The organism is Nocardia africana NBRC 100379, from assembly GCF_001612635.1.
GTDB classification, from domain to species: Bacteria; Actinomycetota; Actinomycetes; order Mycobacteriales; family Mycobacteriaceae; genus Nocardia; species Nocardia africana.
Map to the genome: position 1 here is coordinate 116,812 of NZ_BDAV01000001.1, position 15,703 is coordinate 132,514.

A 15,703-nucleotide genomic window follows, 5' to 3' on the forward strand; every position below is an offset into this window, starting at 1 on the left:
GCAACCGTTCGGCAATGAATGGCCCCGGCTATCGCCAGGGCATGTATTGCAGACTCCAGGTATTGCCGTCGGGGTCGGCGAAATGGGCGTACAGCACACCACCACCGACATCTTCGATCGGCCCCACGGCGACGCCGCGCGCGACGAGGTCCGCGCGAGCCGCCTCGATATCGGCCACCACCAGATGCAGTCCGCGCAGGGAACCGACCGCGCCGGCCGTGGTGGGGACGCCTTCGGACAGCAGGATCGAACACGCCGAACCGGGCGGGGTCAGCTGCGCGATCCGCACCCCGGGCGCGGGAGCGACGTCCACATCCAGATGGAAGCCGGCCCGATCGCGATAGAACTCGATTCCCCGATCGATGTCGCGGACGGGGACCGGCACCAATTCCAGCAGCAGCGTGCCGGGCGGGACGGGCGGGTTCCCGGGATCGTTCGTGACCTGCGCGGGATCGGCCGGAATCTCGGTCACAGTGTCGGGGCGCTCGCTCATGTCGGTCCCATCGTCGGTAGCCACCGCGGTCGCGGCCAGCCTATCGGGAGCAGCCGTGGACCGGGGTCGATCCGTCCGCGTCTGCCACCCCGAACCCCGGGCAATGCCCCGCCCGACATCGCCGCCGGGACTCGATGTCGGTGCCCGGGTGCACACTGAACCCATGCAGCAGTTCTCCCGGCCGACCCAGGAGTGGTTCGACGGCGCGTTCCCCGCGCCCACGACCGCCCAGCTGGGGGCCTGGGAGGCGATCTCCGCCGGAGAACACACGCTGGTGATCGCGCCGACCGGGTCGGGCAAGACCCTGTCGGCCTTCCTGTGGGCGATCGACCGGCTCGCCACCCGCGAACCCACGGACGGCCCGCAACGCACCGCCGTGCTCTACATCTCGCCGCTCAAGGCCCTCGCGGTCGACGTCGAGCGCAATCTGCGCGCACCCCTGGTGGGCATCACCCGCACGGCCGCCCGGCTCGGTATGCCCGCCCCGGAGATCAGCGTCGGCGTGCGCTCGGGCGACACCACCCCGGCCGACCGGCGGACCCTGCAGCGCCGGCCACCCGACATCCTGATCACCACCCCGGAATCGCTGTACCTCATGCTCACCTCGGCGGCCCGCGAGACGTTGTCGCAGGTCGGCACCGTCATCGTGGACGAGGTCCACGCGATCGCAGGTTCCAAGCGCGGGGCGCATCTGGCTCTGTCGCTGGCCCGGCTCGACCAGCTCACCGAGCGCCCCGCCCAGCGCATCGGGTTGTCGGCCACCGTTCGTCCGCCGCAGGAGGTGGGGCGCTTTCTGGTCGGCTCGGCGCCGATCACGATCGTGTCGCCGCCGGCGCCGAAAACGTTCGACCTGTCGGTGCGGGTGCCGGTGGCGGATATGACCGAGCCGGACGAATCCGATCAGCCGGGCTCGATCTGGCCCCATGTGGATGCCGCGATCGTGGATCTCGTGCTGGCACACCGCTCGTCGATCGTCTTCGCGAATTCGCGGCGGCTGGCCGAACGCCTGACGGCGCGGCTGAACGAGGAATACGCCGAGCGGCTCGCCGGACCGGACGAGGCGGAGGAGGTCGCGGGACGCCGCGAGCACGCGCCGCCCGCCCAGCTCGGTTCGCCGACCGAGGTCAATCACGGGGCGGCGCCGTTGCTGGCCCGGGCCCATCACGGCTCGGTGAGCAAGGAACAGCGCGCCATCATCGAGGACGACCTCAAGAGCGGCCGGCTGCGGTGCGTGGTGGCGACCAGCAGCCTCGAGCTCGGCATCGATATGGGCGCGGTGGATCTGGTGGTGCAGGTCGAGGCGCCGCCGTCGGTCGCCGGCGGGCTGCAGCGGGTCGGTCGCGCCGGACATCAGGTGGGTGAGATCTCGCGCGGGGTGATCTTCCCCAAACACCGCACCGATGTGATCCACTGCGCGGTGGCGTCGATGCGGATGACGGCGGGACAGATCGAGGAGTTGAAGATCCCCGCCCACCCCCTCGACATCCTGGCCCAGCAGACCGTGGCCGCCTGCGCCCTGGAACCGATCGACGTCGATGAGTGGTTCGAAACCGTCAGGGGGACAGGAAGTTTCGCCACCCTGCCGCGCTCGGCATACGAATCGGTGCTGGACCTGCTGTCGGGTCGATATCCCTCCGACGAATTCGCCGAGCTGCGTCCGCGCCTGGTGTGGGATCGCGATGCGGGCACCCTGACCGGACGTCCCGGCGCCCAGCGCCTCGCCGTGACCTCCGGCGGCGCGATTCCCGACCGCGGCCTGTTCCCGGTGTTCATGGTCGGCGAAAAGGCTTCGCGGGTAGGCGAACTCGACGAGGAGATGGTCTACGAATCGCGCGTCGGCGATGTGTTCGCCCTCGGCGCGACCAGCTGGCGCATCGAGGAGATCACCCACGACCGGGTCCTCGTCTCCCCCGCGTTCGGCCTGCCCGGCCGACTCCCCTTCTGGCACGGCGATTCCCTCGGGCGTCCGGCCGAATTGGGCGCGGCCCTGGGCGAATTCGTCCGCACGGCCGGTCGGGCGGTCGAGCGCGCACCAGCCGGACGGATCGCGGAACTCGTACGGGATGCGGGCGGCTCCGGCGCGGCGTTCGACGGTGAGGCCCTCGACTCCGGCGGGCCGGCGACGCGCGGCGGCGGGCGGCAGCAGTTCTCGCGCCGGGCCGTGGGGAACAGCGCCGATTCGATCGACGGCGAGCAGCCGCAGTTCTCGGCGGCGCAGCCGGAAAGTCCTGCGCGACAACGCCGGACGCCCGCAGATCCCAGCGGCAACGGCGCCACCCGACGCGCGCCCTCCCGCTCCCGCGCGGGAGCCACGGCCGGTACGAAGGGCGGCGAACTGGTCGAACTCGAACAGCTCGTCCATGCCGCCGGCCTGGATGATTTCGCGACCGCGAATCTGGTCTCCCTGCTGGCCGAGCAGCGGCAGGCCACCGGTCATCTGCCGACCGACCGCACCTTGCTGGTCGAACGCTTTCGCGACGAGCTCGGTGATTGGCGGCTGATCCTGCACTCGCCCTACGGTCTACCGGTGCATGCGCCCTGGGCGCTGGCGGTGGGTGCGCGCCTGCGGGAGCGGTTCGGGGTCGACGCCGCACCGACCGCCTCCGACGACGGCATCGTGGTACGGCTGCCCGATACCACCGACGATCCGCCGGGTGCGGAACTGTTCGTCTTCGAACCGGACGAGATCGACGACGTGGTGACCGAGCAGGTGGGCGGGTCGGCCCTGTTCGCGTCCCGCTTCCGCGAATGCGCGGCGCGGGCGCTGCTGTTGCCGCGCCGGGATCCCGGCCGCCGCGCGCCGCTGTGGCAGCAGCGTCAGCGCGCGGCCCAATTGCTCGATGTGGCAAGGAAATTCCCGGATTTTCCGATCCTGCTGGAAACGGTGCGCGAATGTCTGCGTGACGTCTACGATCTGCCCGCCCTGCGCGATCTGCTGACGAATGTGGCGCGGCGCAAACTGCGACTGGTCGAGGTCGAGACGGCCTCCCCCTCACCGTTCGCCAACGCGTTGCTGTTCGACTACATCGGCCAGTTCATGTACGAGGGCGACAGCCCGCTGGCCGAGCGCCGCGCGGCCGCCCTGTCGCTGGATTCGAGCCTGCTCGCCGAACTGCTGGGACGGGTGGAACTGCGCGAACTGCTCGACGCCGCGGTCCTCGAACTGACCGAACGCGAACTGCAGCGGCTCACCCCCGAACGCCATGCCCGCGACGCCGAAGGGCTCGCCGACCTGCTACGACTGCTCGGCCCGCTCACCCCGGCCGAGGCGGCCGCGCGCTGCACCGCCGACCCGGGACCGTGGTTCGCCGAATTGCTGCAGGCCAGGCGCGTTCTCGAGGTGTCGTTCGCGGGATCGCGGTGGTGGACGGCGATCGAGGACGCCGCCCGGTTGCGCGATGCCCTCGGCGTTCCCCTGCCGATCGGCACCCCGGCGGCCTTCATCGAACCGGTCGCCGATCCGCTGGGCGATCTGATCGGCCGCTACGCCCGCACCCACGCCCCGTTCACCCTCGACGCCGTCGCCCGGCGCTTCGGGATCGGCCCGGCGGTGGCCGCCACCGCCCTCCATCACCTCGGCGCCGAGAAGCGCGTTGTGGAGGGCGAATTCACGCCGGGTTCGGCCGGTGCGGAATGGTGTGACGCGCAGGTGTTGCGACGGCTGCGCCGCCGTTCGCTGGCCGCGGCGCGCAAGGAGGTCGAGCCGGTATCCACGGGCGCGTTCGGCCGGTTCCTGCCGGCATGGCAGCATATCGGCACCTCGACGCTGCGCGGCGTGGACGGTGTGGCCGCGGTGGTGGAACAGCTTGCGGGCGTGCCGATTCCGGCGTCGGCGTGGGAGTCGCTCATTCTGCCGTCGCGGGTGCGCGACTACGCACCGGCGATGCTCGACGAACTCACCGCCTCCGGTGAGGTGCTCTGGTCCGGCCACGGCGCCATCACCGCCAAGGACGGCTGGATCGCCCTGCATCCGGCGGATCAGGCGCCGGTCACGCTGGCACCGCCGCAGGAGATCGACTTCACCGATGTGCAGGTGCGGCTGCTGACGGCGTTGGGTGCGGAGGTGGTGGTGCGGGCCGGCGACGCGATCGCGCTCGATGCCGACGCCGCGGTCGCCACCGAATCGGGTGCGTCCGGCGGCAACGGGATCGTCGCGGTCGCCGGCGGCGCCTACTTCTTCCGGCAACTGTCCGACGCCACCGGGGTGCTCGACGACGCGGCCGTCGCGGCGGCACTGTGGGAGCTGGTGTGGGCCGGATACCTGTCCGGCGACACCTTCGCACCGGTGCGGGCGCGGCTGTCCGGCACCACCCGCAGCACCACCGCCCACCGCACCCCGCGGCGCACCCCACGCGGGCGGATGTACCTGCCGCGACCGGCCATGCCGACCCGGACCGGCCCTCCCGCGGTGGCCGGTCGATGGTCGCTGCTGCCACAGCGCCTGCCGGACAACACGATTCGCGCTCACGCCACCGCCGATCTGCTGCTGGAACGCTACGGGGTACTGACCCGGGGTTCGGTGCAGAACGAGGAGATTCCGGGCGGCTTCGCGCTGATGTACCGGGTGCTCACCGAATTCGAGGATCGCGGGCGCTGCCGGCGCGGCTATTTCGTCGACACCCTCGGCGGGGCGCAGTTCTCCACCACCGATGTGGTGGATCGGCTGCGCTCCTATGATTCCGACCGGTCGGGCGCCGACACCGGCCGGGCCGGCACGGTCGCGCTCGCCGCGTGCGATCCGGCCAATCCGTACGGCGCCGCCCTGCCGTGGCCGAAGAACGCGGGCGAGGGAGCCGGACATCGCCCGGGCCGCAAGGCGGGTGCCCTGGTCGTCCTGGCCGCCGGCGAACTGGCCCTCTACCTGGAACGCGGCGGCAAGACGCTGCTCACCTTCACCGAGGATCCCCGGATCCGGACCGAGGCCGCGGCCGCACTGGCGGCGCTGGTCCACGACCGCCGGATCGACTCGCTGGTCGTCGAACGCGTCGACGGGGAATCGGTACACGGCAACACTTTCGCCACCTTCCTCACCGACGCCGGATTCCACACCACTCCCCGGGGCTTCCGGCTCCGGAGCACCGCATGAGACCGGCGCGCACCCGCCGGCGCCACAGCGGGTGAGCGGCGATGCCGGAAGGAGATACCGTCTACCTCGCGGCGGCGCGGCTGCGGACCGCGCTGGTGGGAAAGACATTGACCCGCAGCGACTTTCGCGTCCCGCGCTATGCCACACTCGATCTGCGCGGCAGCCGGGTCGACAGCGTCGGCAGTTACGGCAAACACCTGTTCGTGCGCACCGAGAGAGTCAGCATCCACACCCATCTGAAGATGGAGGGCACCTGGCGGATCTACCGCCCCGGCCAGCGATGGACCAAACCCGGATTCACCGCGCGACTGATTCTCGCCACCGACGACGCCGAGGCCGTCGGATTCTCCCTCGGCCTGGTCGAGGTGCTGCCGCTCGCCGACGAGCACACCGCCGTCGATCATCTCGGCCCGGATCTGCTGGGCCCGAATTGGGATGCGGCCGAAGCGGTCCGCCGGCTGCGCGCGGACTCGAAGCGGCCGATCGGGCTCGCACTGCTCGATCAGACCGTCATGGCCGGAGTCGGCAACATCTTCCGCAGCGAGATCTGTTTCGCCGAGCGGGTCCACCCCGCCACCCCGGTCGGGGACGTACCCGACCTCCCCGGCCTCGTCGACGCCGCGCACCGCATCCTCGAGCACGCGGCCCACCATCCACCCCGGCCCGCGATGGTCTACGGCCGGCAGCGCCAGCCCTGCCGACGCTGCGGATCGATGCTCCTCGTCCGCATGTTCGGCCCGGATGCCGCCTCCGCCACCGCCACCGAACGCGGGATCTACTTCTGCCCCCGCTGTCAGCCCGCACCCGAGACTCCGGAACCGAGGGCGGCACGCCGGACCGGCCACTGACCGGACGAACCACAATGTTTGCCGACCGATAGCTATATTTCCTTCTGCCGCTAACGTTTCGGAGCGTGAATGCGACATAGGGGGCGACACAGATCGTCACCGGTCGGGAAGCAGGGCAGATGACATATGCGAGCACCGCGATGCGTCGTAGCACACGGCTCGTCACCCAGCTGCTGATCACCGCCATCGCCATCGCGGCCACCGTGCTGTTCACCTATGCCCTGCAGCACTCGGCGAGTACGAGCCCCGCGCATTCCGGCCACACCTCGGCGCCCGTGTCGACCGCGCCCTAGCGCGGCCCGGAACGCCTATCCCTGCGGAAGCGGCACCGGCTCGAGAATCTCCGGACGAGGTTCCGGCGCGGCCGCGCGCAGGGCATCGGCCGAGACGTCGTCGGGCTGGGTCTGCGACCGGACCTCGGCATCGACCCGGGCGTTGTACGTACCGACCTCGCGCCGGATCTGCTCCTCGTCCCAGCCCAGCACCGGCGCCACCAGCCGCGCCACCTCCTCGGCGCATTCGGTGCCGCGGTGGGAGAACTCGATGGAGATCCGGGTGCGCCGGGCCAGGATGTCGTCCAGATGCAGTGCCCCCTCGGCGGCCGCCGCGTAGACCGCCTCCACCCGCAGGTAGCTGGGCGCGTCGGTAATCGGCTGCAGCAGTTCGGGTTTGCCCTCGGCCAGATCGAGCACATCGGTGATCAGGGCGCCGTAGCGGTTGAGCAGATGTTCGATCCGGTAGGGGTGCACACCGTAGGTCTGCGCCAGCTGCGGTGTCTGGTTGAGCAGCGCGAAGTAGCCGTCCGCGCCGAGCAGCGGCACCTTGTCGGTGATCGAGGACGACACCCGCTGCGGAATGTCGCGGGCGGCCAGATCCACCGCGTCGTAGGCCATCACGCGATAGGTGGTGTACTTCCCGCCCGCGATGGCGACCAGGCCGGGGGCGATCTGCGCCACCGCGTGCTCGCGGGACAGCTTGGAGGTCTCGTCGCTCTCCCCGGCCAGCAGCGGCCGCAGCCCGGCGTACACACCCTGGATGTCGTCGTGGGTGAGGGGGGTGACCAGGACCTCGTTGATCCGTTCGAGCAGATAGTCGATATCGGCCTTGGTGGCCGCCGGATGGGCCAGATCCAGATTCCAGTCGGTGTCGGTCGTGCCGATGATCCAGTGGTTGCTGCCCCACGGAATCACGAACAGTACCGAGGTCTGGGTGCGCAGAATCAGCGCGGCGTCGCTGGCGATCCGATCACGCGGCACCACGATGTGCACGCCTTTGGACGCGCGCACATGGAATCGGCCGCGGACATGCGACAGCGCCTGCAACTCGTCGGTCCACACGCCCGTCGCGTTGATCACGACATGCCCGCGGACCTCGGTGGTGCGCCCGTCCTCGCTGTCACGCACCTTCACTCCGACCACCCGGTCGGCCTCCCGCAGGAAGTCCACGACCTGGGTCGACGTGCGGATCACCGCACCGTAGTGCGCGGCGGTGCGGGCCACCGTCATGGTGTGGCGGGCGTCGTCGACCACGGTGTCGTAGTAAGTGACCCCGCCGATGAGCGCGTCCCGGCGCACCCCCGGCGCCAGGCGCAGCGCACCCGACCGGGTCACATGATGTTGTCCCGGAACGGATTTCGCCCCGCCCATGGTGTCGTAGAGCACCAGGCCCGAGGCGACGTAGGGCCGCTCCCAGCCGCGATGGGTCAGCGGATAGAGGAACCGCAGCGGTTTCACCAGATGCGGGGCCAGTGTCTTCAGGCTGAGCTCACGTTCCCGCAGCGCCTCGCGGACCAGCCCGAATTCCAGCTGCTCGAGGTAGCGCAGGCCGCCGTGGAACATCTTCGACGAACGGCTCGACGTGCCCGAGGCCAGATCGCGCGCCTCCACCAGGGCCACCTCCAGGCCCCGGGTCGCGGCATCGAGGGCGATGCCCGCGCCGACGACCCCGCCACCGACCACGATGACGTCGAAATGCTTGGCGCCCAAGCTTTCCCAGCTGGCCTCCCGCTGCTCGGGCCCCAGTTCGCCGGTGTGCTGACCGTGTGATTTCTCGTTCATCGCTCGACTTCCTCCGCACTGTTCGGTGGGATCGTCCTGCGTTACCCGTCGGTAATCGCTACTACCCTAGTCCACCGCCGGGCCCCGCGGCGATGTGATGCGCGGCGCGTGCCAGGTTTAGTAGCCTGCACGGATGCGACGCTTCGTGGCCGCCATCGATCAGGGGACAACCTCGAGCCGATGCATCGTGTTCGACCGCTCCGGCCGCATCGCCGGCCTCGGGCAGCGTGAGCACGAGCAGTTGTTCCCGCGGCCGGGATGGGTCGAACACGACGCCGAAATCATCTGGCGCAATACCGAATTCGTGATCGGCGCCGCCCTGGATGACGCCGGGATCGACGCCGGGGACATCGCCGCGGTCGGCGTCACCAACCAGCGCGAAACCACCGTGGTCTGGGACCGTGCCACCGGGAAGCCGGTGGCCAACGCCATCGTCTGGCAGGACACCCGCACCGCGGCGCTGTGCGACGAGCTGGCCGGCGACATCGGCCCCGCCCGCTACGCCGACCGGACCGGACTGCCGCTGAGCACGTATTTCGCCGGGCCCAAGCTACGCTGGATTCTCGACAACGTCGAGGGGGTGCGCGCGCGAGCCGAGGCCGGGGATTTGTGCTTCGGCACCATGGACAGCTGGATTTTGTGGAAGCTGACCGGCCGCCACCTCACCGACGTCACCAACGCCTCCCGCACGATGCTGATGAATCTCGAGACGTTGCAATGGGATTCGCAGATCTGCGCCGAATTCGGCGTTCCCGTCTCGATGCTGCCGCAGATCCGCAGCTCCTCGGAGGTGTACGCCGAGATCTCCGCCGGCCCGCTCGCGGGGGTTCCGGTGGCCGGCATCCTGGGCGATCAGCAGGCCGCGACCTTCGGGCAGGCCTGCCTGTCACCGGGCGAGGCGAAGAACACCTACGGAACCGGCAACTTCATGCTGCTCAACACCGGCACCACGCCGGTGTTCAGCAAACACGGCCTGCTGACCACGGTGTGTTACCGGCTCGGCGACCAGCCCGCGGTGTACGCGCTGGAGGGGTCCATCGCGGTGACCGGCTCACTGGTGCAGTGGTTGCGCGACAACCTCGGCATCGTCGAATCGGCGGCCGAGATCGAACCGCTGGCCCGCAGCGTCGACGACAACGGTGGCACCTATATCGTCCCCGCCTTCTCCGGGCTGTTCGCACCGCGGTGGCGGCCGGACGCGCGCGGCGTGATCACCGGACTCACCCGCTTCGTCACGAAGGCGCATCTGGCCCGGGCGGTGTTGGAGGCCACCGCATTTCAGACTCGCGAGGTGATCGACGCGATGCGCGCCGATGCCGAGGCGGAGAATCTCGGCCTCGAATTGACCACCCTCAAGGTCGACGGCGGCATGGTGGCCAACGAACTGCTCATGCAATTCCAGGCCGACATCCTGGATGTGCCGGTGGTGCGGCCGGTGATCACCGAGACGACCGCACTCGGCGCCGCCTACGCGGCCGGTCTGGCCGTCGGTTACTGGTCCGGCACCGACGACATCCGCGCCAACTGGTCCGAGGACAAGGTGTGGCAGCCGACCATGTCCGACGCCGACCGCGATCGCCTCTACGGCGAGTGGAACAAGGCTGTCGAACGCACCTACGGGTGGGCGCAGTAGATTTGCCGCGCTACACCGCCGCGTCGACCGCGCGGCCCAGCCGGTCGACCGCATCGGTGAGCACGGCCGCATCCGACGTGGTGAAGCACAGGCGCATCGAGCCGCGGTAGGGCTGCGAGACCGCGAAGGCGGAACCGGGGACGTAGGCCACGCCGTGGTCGATCGCGCGCGGCAGCAGTTCGACGGTGTCGGTGCCGTCGGTGAAGTCGAGCCACACGAACATGCCACCGGCGGCGTCGGTGCTCACCACCCGGTCGCCGAATCGGGTGCGAACCGCGTTCACCAGGGCGGTGGCGCGCTCGCCGTAGATGCCGCGCACCTTGTCCAGGTGGGCGCCCAGCCACGGCTCGTCGGCCAGCAGGTCCGCGGCGATCTGCTGAGTGAGCGCCGAACCGCAGAGATCGGCGCCCTGCTTCAGCAGTTCCACGCCGCGGCACACCGCATTCGGGGCGATCATCCAGCCCACCCGCAGCGTCGGCGCCAGAATCTTCGAGGCGCTCGACAGCCGGATCACGTTGGGCGAGTAGGAGGCAACGGCCTGCGGCGCGGGCCGGTCGAACCACAACTCACCGTACGGATCGTCCTCGACCACCCAGAAGCCGTACCGTTCGGCCAGCGCCGCCAGTTCGCGCCGCCGCTGCGGGCTCAGCGTCACACCACGCGGATTGTGGAAATTGCTCACCGTATGCACCAGCGCCGGGCGCTCACCGCTTTCGAGCAGCTCGGCCAGCGCGTCCACGCGCATACCCTCGGAATCCAGCGGAATCGCCACGATCCGCGCCCCGGCCGCGCGGAACACCTGCAACGCTCCCACGTAGGCCGGATCCTCGACCACCACGAGCGCGCCCGGATCCAGCAGCACCTCCCCCAGGAGCGACAACGCCTGCTGCGAGCCGTGCGTGACGAAGATCTCCTCCAGCGGCACCGGCCGTCCGAGCCGCACCGACTCCCGGGAGGCGAGCACCTCGCGCAGCGGCCCCCACCCCGCGGACTCGGTGTACTGCAGCCGGGACGGGTCGGCCAGCGCCGACTCGGCGGCGCGGGCGATGGCATCGCGCGGCATCAGCTGTTCGTCGGGCAGGCCACCGGCCAGGCTGACGATGTCCGGCCGGGAGGTCAGCTTGAGCAGATCCCGGATCGCCGAACTCTGCAGACCGTCCAGCCGGCGGGACAGGGGTGGAGTATGCGGCGACATGGAAACCTCCGAACGAAAAGGATGTACCTCCACTTTCGCACAGCGCCATCCACAATATGAACTCAGATTCTCATACTGTGAGATTTAGAACGACTGGATCAGCTGGATGAGATTCCGGCCTCCCTGATTCACGGTGGTGATGACCTCCAGATACAGCGACTTCGTACCGTCGGGGTGAAACTCCGAGACTTCGACGTTGAACTGGTTCGGCGTGGTCGTCGCGATGCGCAGGCAGTACGTCGTGCCTTTGGGAATGTGCTCGTCGATGGTCTTCTGCAAATCCGGCGGAGCCTGCACATTGGCTCCTGGGGCGATGAAGGTGTGCGCCTTCTCGGCATCGCGATCCGTGTAGTACGCGTGCTGATAACCGAAGATGGCGTTCGCACCGCTCGACGTGTCACCCGGCCCGTTGCCGTAGATCAGATTGCCCTCGGTGCGGGCCCGGCAGTCGGCCCCGCCGCCCGCAGTGGCCGCCCCACCGGCCTGCGCGTTGTCGGACTTGTCGTCACCACCACCCGTGGCGAAGACGACGACCACGATCAGTGCCACGATCAACACGACGGCCGCGCCGATGCCACCGATCAACACCGTCTTGTTGCGGCCGACCTCGACAGGTTCCGGCCCGGCGACCGGCCGCGTGGGCACGAGCTTCTTGGCCAGGTCATCGTCGTCCCACAGCGAACCGGAACCCGATTTCTGCTCGGCACCACCACGCGGGACCGTGAGCTTCTTCGCCAGCTCGTCGTCGTCCCACAGCGATCCCGTGGTTTCCCGCGGCGGAGTGGGCGGGAAGCCGGAATCGTCTGCGCGCCACCAGGTTCCACGGTCCGCCTCGGTACCGCCGGCCTCCGGGTATCGCACCGTCTCCGGGGAGCGCGGCGCATCCGGGCGCGGGGGCTCGGGGATGCGGCGTGTTTCCGGCACGGGCGTCCGCATGGTTTCCGGCGCGGGCGCGCGCACGGTTTCGGGCGCGCGCGGCGCCTCCGGTGCCGGGTGGCGAACGGTCTCCGGCGCAGCGGTCGAATCCGGCGCACGATATTGCGCGGGCGGCGGCGGGACGGACGGCGTGGCGGGAGCGTCGGCGGGCTGCCAGCCCAAGGTGGGACGTTCCGGTTCCCCGACCGGCGCCCAGCCGATCGCACCCGTTTCACCCGTCGGCGGCCCGAAATCGTTCAGCGGTGGTCCGAATCCGGAAACCGGCGGGCCGAATTCCGACTCGCCTTCGTCCCGGCCCTGATCGTCGCCGGAGGCCATCACCCGTTCCTTCCCCGAGACACACGCGTGGGGCGGTCGCGAACGACCGCCCCACGCGTCGATTCAGTCTGTATCAGTACCCGATCAGTACTGGACCGTGCCACCCCACTGTGTGGTCGCACCAGCGACATTCACCGTTTGCGGAGCGATATCACCCTGCGGGAGTCTACCAATCTGAGCGGCCGCATCCAGTGCCGCGGCGCCACCCGGCTGCTGCTTGATCCAGCCCTCGACGGCCGCCTTGGCCGCATTGGCCTCGGTGGTGTCGACGTAGTTCTCGGACTTCAGATCGTCGAAGCCGGTGGCGTGGGTGTACGAGGTGATCTTGACCTTGTTCGCCTCGACGAACTCCACCGACACACCCGCGTCGCCCACCCCGTTGGGAGTGCTGTAGCCGACGGTGCCGACATAGCCGTCGAGGTTGCTGAAGTGGTGGGTGTTGGCCACATAGCCCGGCAGCAGACCGCCGCCGTCGACGTTGGCGCCGACCTCGGTGTGCGGGCCGTTCATCTGCACGACCGGTGCGGCCGGTGCGGACTGCAGGCTCGGGGAGGTCCACTGCGCCTGCTGCGAGGGCGACGAGTTGCCCTGCTGGCTACGCAGTGTGTCCATGCTGCCGTCGTGGGACTGCGGCTTGTTCGGGGTGCCCACGGTCTGGTCCGGCGCCTGCTGTCCCGGCTTCAGCTGGTCGGCCTGACCGTTCGGCGCAGGCTGGTCCGGAACGACGGCCGGCTGCACCTGGCTGCCCTGGCCGGGCACCGGCAGCGGCGCGACACGCGGAGTGGTCACACCCGGCTGCGTCGGCGAGGCCAGGTTCTGGTCCGGCTTCGGGGTGTTCTGGTTCGGGGTCGTGACGCCCGGCTGCGGGGTGGTGACGCCCGGCTGGTTCGGCGTGGTGACACCCGGCTGATTGGGGGTGGTGACGCCCGGCTGCGGAGTTCCGTTGCGCTGCGGGCCGTTCTGCTGGGGGCCGTTCTGCTGGTTGTTGTTCTGCGGCCCGTTCTGCTGAGTGCCGTTCTGCTGCGGGGCATTCTGCTGCGTGCCCGGCGCGTCCTGGCTCTGGCCGTTGTTGTTGTCCTGCGCGGGTGCCTCGTTGGTGGCGCCCGGCTGCGCCGGAGTGGTCGGCACGCTCGGCTGATCGGCCGGCGCGGCGCTCGCCGTACCCGACGCGAGGATGGTTGCCACGGCGGCCGCCGTGGCCAGTGGCAACGACGTCGTGGCCATCGCTCGCTGCGCCCGACTCGGCTTACGATGTTTCACTGTCTCGCAATCCCTTTCCCGAGCTCGGCCACTGCCACCGACCGACGAACGCCGTCCGATGGGGCCGTCTCCATTGGTCCCTCATCGATGTCCGGTCCGCACCCTGCTGCGGTCCGCGAGCCGCTCGCGGATTCCCGGCCCGGGAAAGATTTGCATTCATTCCCCCCGCACGTGAACCTGCCAACCGCCCACCAGTGACATCTCTGCCGGAAGTGAACCATACGAACAAGTTTCAGGCAACCGGTGCTACCCGACTGTGGGAAGCCGCACTCCGTCCGGCAAAACGTCAAGCGGGGCAGTGCATTTGAAACAGCCGCTGCCCACTAATCGAGGTCGTCGTGACGCATCAGCTGCCGCGCCGCCTCGGTGACCGATCCGGACAGCGACGGATATACCGAGAACGTCTGCGCCAGGTCGTTCACCGTCAGGTTGTTCTGGACCGCGATCGCGATCGGCAGGATCAGTTCGGAGGCGATGGGTGCGACCACCACGCCGCCGATCACCACACCGGTGGCGGGCCGGCAGAAGATCTTCACGAAGCCGCGGCGCAGGCCCGACATCTTGGCTCGGGGATTGGTGTTGAGCGGCAGCATCACCGTGCGCGCGGGCACCTCACCGTTGTCGATCGCGGTCTGGCTGACACCGACGGTGGCGATCTCGGGCCGGGTGAACACCGCGGAGGCGACCGTCTTCAACCGGATCGGCTGCACACCCTCGCCGAGCGCGTGATACATCGCGATCCGGCCCTGCATCGCCGCGACCGAGGCCAGCGGCAGCAGGCCGGTGCAGTCACCGGCGGCGTAGATACCGGGCACCGAGGTCCGCGACACGCGGTCGACACGCAGATAACCGCCCCGATCGAGTTCGATACCGATGCGCTCGAGGCCCAGGTCCTGGGTATTGGGCGTGGAACCGACCGTCATCAGCGCGTGGGAGCCGGTGACCGTGCGCCCGTCGGACAGTTTCACCACGATCCCGTCCGCGGTCCGCTCGACGGCGTCGGCACGGGCCTGCTTGACCAGCTCCACCCCGCGTTCGGCCAGGGCGTCCTCGAGGACCAGGGCGGCGTCGGCGTCCTCGCCCGGCATCATCCGGTCGCGGCTGGAGACGAGCTTCACCTTCACGCCCATCTCGGTGTACGCGGAGACGAATTCGGCGCCGGTGACACCCGAGCCGACCACGACCAGCGTTTCCGGCAGCTCCTTGAGGTCGTAGAGCTGACGCCAGGTGAGAATGCGTTCACCGTCGGGTTCGGCGCCGCGCAGCACCCGCGGGCTGGCGCCGGTGGCGATCAGGACGATCTCGGCCTCCATCACCCGCTCGGTGCCGTCGGCGAGCGTCGCGCGCACCAGATGCGTGGCCAGTCCGGCGATCTGGTCGATCAGCTGACCGCGGCCGTTGAGGATGGTGACGCCGGCGGCCTGCAGTTTGGACCGGATATCGGACGACTGCGCCTGCGCCAGCGCCTTCACCCGGGAGTTCACCTCCGACAACCGCACCTGCGCCTGCGCCATGTGCAGCGTGATGCCCAGATCACGCGCGCGCCGCAGATCGGTGCGCACCCCGGTCGAAGCGATGAAGGTCTTGGACGGGACGCAGTCCCACAGCACGCATGCGCCACCGATACCGTCGGAGTCGATCACGGTGACCGTGGCTCCGTGCTGAGCTGCCACCAGCGCCGCCTCGTAGCCGGCGGGGCCGCCCCCGATGATTGCAATGCGGGCCATGTGTACCTCCGCTATCGAGCCGTGCGGCCGGGATCTCCGGCACTGCCGTCAACGTTATCGGTCCTGCTCCTCATCGTTTTGACCGCGTCATGGGTGACGTTGCGCGTGTCACCTTCCGGCAATTCTCCGGACATACGCCCGCCTCGCCGA

Annotated in this window: 9 protein-coding genes and 2 pseudogenes; 5 read left to right on the top strand and 6 right to left on the bottom strand. The window is 69.5% G+C overall.

Features of this window, described 5'->3' with window-relative positions; all coding sequences use genetic code 11:
- Nucleotides 1-28: 28 nt before the first annotated feature.
- The gene (locus NA3_RS00605; RefSeq protein WP_084490798.1) at nt 29-493 is read right to left on the bottom strand and encodes a VOC family protein; all 465 of its coding nucleotides are present in this window, start codon (nt 491-493) and stop codon (nt 29-31) included.
- Between the two features lie 163 nt (nt 494-656).
- On the opposite strand from NA3_RS00605, the pseudogene NA3_RS39420 reads away from it, so the two are divergent.
- The 4 genes and pseudogenes from NA3_RS39420 to NA3_RS36585 all read left to right on the top strand — a co-directional run.
- A pseudogene (locus NA3_RS39420) lies at nt 657-2,501 on the top strand (DEAD/DEAH box helicase); the annotation flags it as partial.
- A gap of 354 nt (nt 2,502-2,855) precedes the next feature.
- Nucleotides 2,856-5,579 (top strand): annotated as a pseudogene (locus NA3_RS39425) (Lhr family ATP-dependent helicase); the annotation flags it as partial.
- Nucleotides 5,580-5,620: 41 nt separating this feature from the next.
- Nucleotides 5,621-6,427: an Fpg/Nei family DNA glycosylase gene (locus tag NA3_RS00615; RefSeq protein ID WP_062961634.1), complete on the top strand. Its 807-nt coding sequence runs from the start codon at nt 5,621-5,623 to the stop codon at nt 6,425-6,427.
- A 119-nt stretch (nt 6,428-6,546) separates the two neighbouring features.
- A complete protein-coding gene (locus tag NA3_RS36585; RefSeq protein ID WP_157126518.1) occupies nt 6,547-6,720 on the top strand; it encodes a hypothetical protein in 174 nt (57 codons plus the stop codon).
- A gap of 15 nt (nt 6,721-6,735) precedes the next feature.
- On the opposite strand, the gene glpD is transcribed toward NA3_RS36585, so the two are convergent.
- A complete protein-coding gene (gene glpD / locus NA3_RS00620; protein ID WP_062961635.1) occupies nt 6,736-8,484 on the bottom strand; it encodes a glycerol-3-phosphate dehydrogenase in 1,749 nt (582 codons plus the stop codon).
- 133 nt (nt 8,485-8,617) lie between these two features.
- Between glpD and glpK the strand changes: the two genes are divergently transcribed.
- Nucleotides 8,618-10,117 (top strand): glycerol kinase GlpK, encoded by a 1,500-nt coding sequence (gene glpK / locus NA3_RS00625; RefSeq protein WP_062961636.1) that lies wholly within the window; start codon nt 8,618-8,620, stop codon nt 10,115-10,117.
- A gap of 10 nt (nt 10,118-10,127) precedes the next feature.
- Here the strand turns inward: glpK and NA3_RS00630 are convergent, their stop codons facing one another.
- From NA3_RS00630 to NA3_RS00645, 4 genes are all read right to left on the bottom strand, one after another.
- Nucleotides 10,128-11,312 carry an aminotransferase-like domain-containing protein gene (locus tag NA3_RS00630; RefSeq protein ID WP_062961637.1) on the bottom strand — a complete coding sequence of 395 codons (1,185 nt, stop codon included), beginning with the start codon at nt 11,310-11,312 and terminating at the stop codon, nt 10,128-10,130.
- A gap of 84 nt (nt 11,313-11,396) precedes the next feature.
- Complete coding sequence (locus tag NA3_RS00635; protein ID WP_062961638.1) at nt 11,397-12,566, bottom strand: DUF8176 domain-containing protein; 1,170 nt, start codon at nt 12,564-12,566, stop codon at nt 11,397-11,399.
- An 84-nt stretch (nt 12,567-12,650) separates the two neighbouring features.
- Entirely contained in the window at nt 12,651-13,790 is a 1,140-nt protein-coding gene (locus tag NA3_RS00640) for a hypothetical protein (protein WP_227995370.1), read from the bottom strand.
- A 359-nt stretch (nt 13,791-14,149) separates the two neighbouring features.
- A complete protein-coding gene (locus NA3_RS00645; RefSeq protein WP_227995492.1) occupies nt 14,150-15,568 on the bottom strand; it encodes an NAD(P)H-quinone dehydrogenase in 1,419 nt (472 codons plus the stop codon).
- Nucleotides 15,569-15,703: the final 135 nt, after the last annotated feature.

Bases quoted from the DNA above. Each gene is read 5' to 3' on its own strand.
- NA3_RS00605 (WP_084490798.1), bottom strand. From the start codon at position 493: ATGAGCGAGCGCCCCGACACTGTGACCGAGATTCCGGCCGATCCCGCG.
- NA3_RS00615 (WP_062961634.1), top strand. From the start codon at position 5,621: ATGCCGGAAGGAGATACCGTCTACCTCGCGGCGGCGCGGCTGCGGACC.
- NA3_RS36585 (WP_157126518.1), top strand. From the start codon at position 6,547: ATGACATATGCGAGCACCGCGATGCGTCGTAGCACACGGCTCGTCACC.
- glpD (WP_062961635.1), bottom strand. From the start codon at position 8,484: ATGAACGAGAAATCACACGGTCAGCACACCGGCGAACTGGGGCCCGAG.
- glpK (WP_062961636.1), top strand. From the start codon at position 8,618: ATGCGACGCTTCGTGGCCGCCATCGATCAGGGGACAACCTCGAGCCGA.
- NA3_RS00630 (WP_062961637.1), bottom strand. From the start codon at position 11,312: ATGTCGCCGCATACTCCACCCCTGTCCCGCCGGCTGGACGGTCTGCAG.
- NA3_RS00635 (WP_062961638.1), bottom strand. From the start codon at position 12,566: ATGGCCTCCGGCGACGATCAGGGCCGGGACGAAGGCGAGTCGGAATTC.
- NA3_RS00640 (WP_227995370.1), bottom strand. From the start codon at position 13,790: ATGGCCACGACGTCGTTGCCACTGGCCACGGCGGCCGCCGTGGCAACC.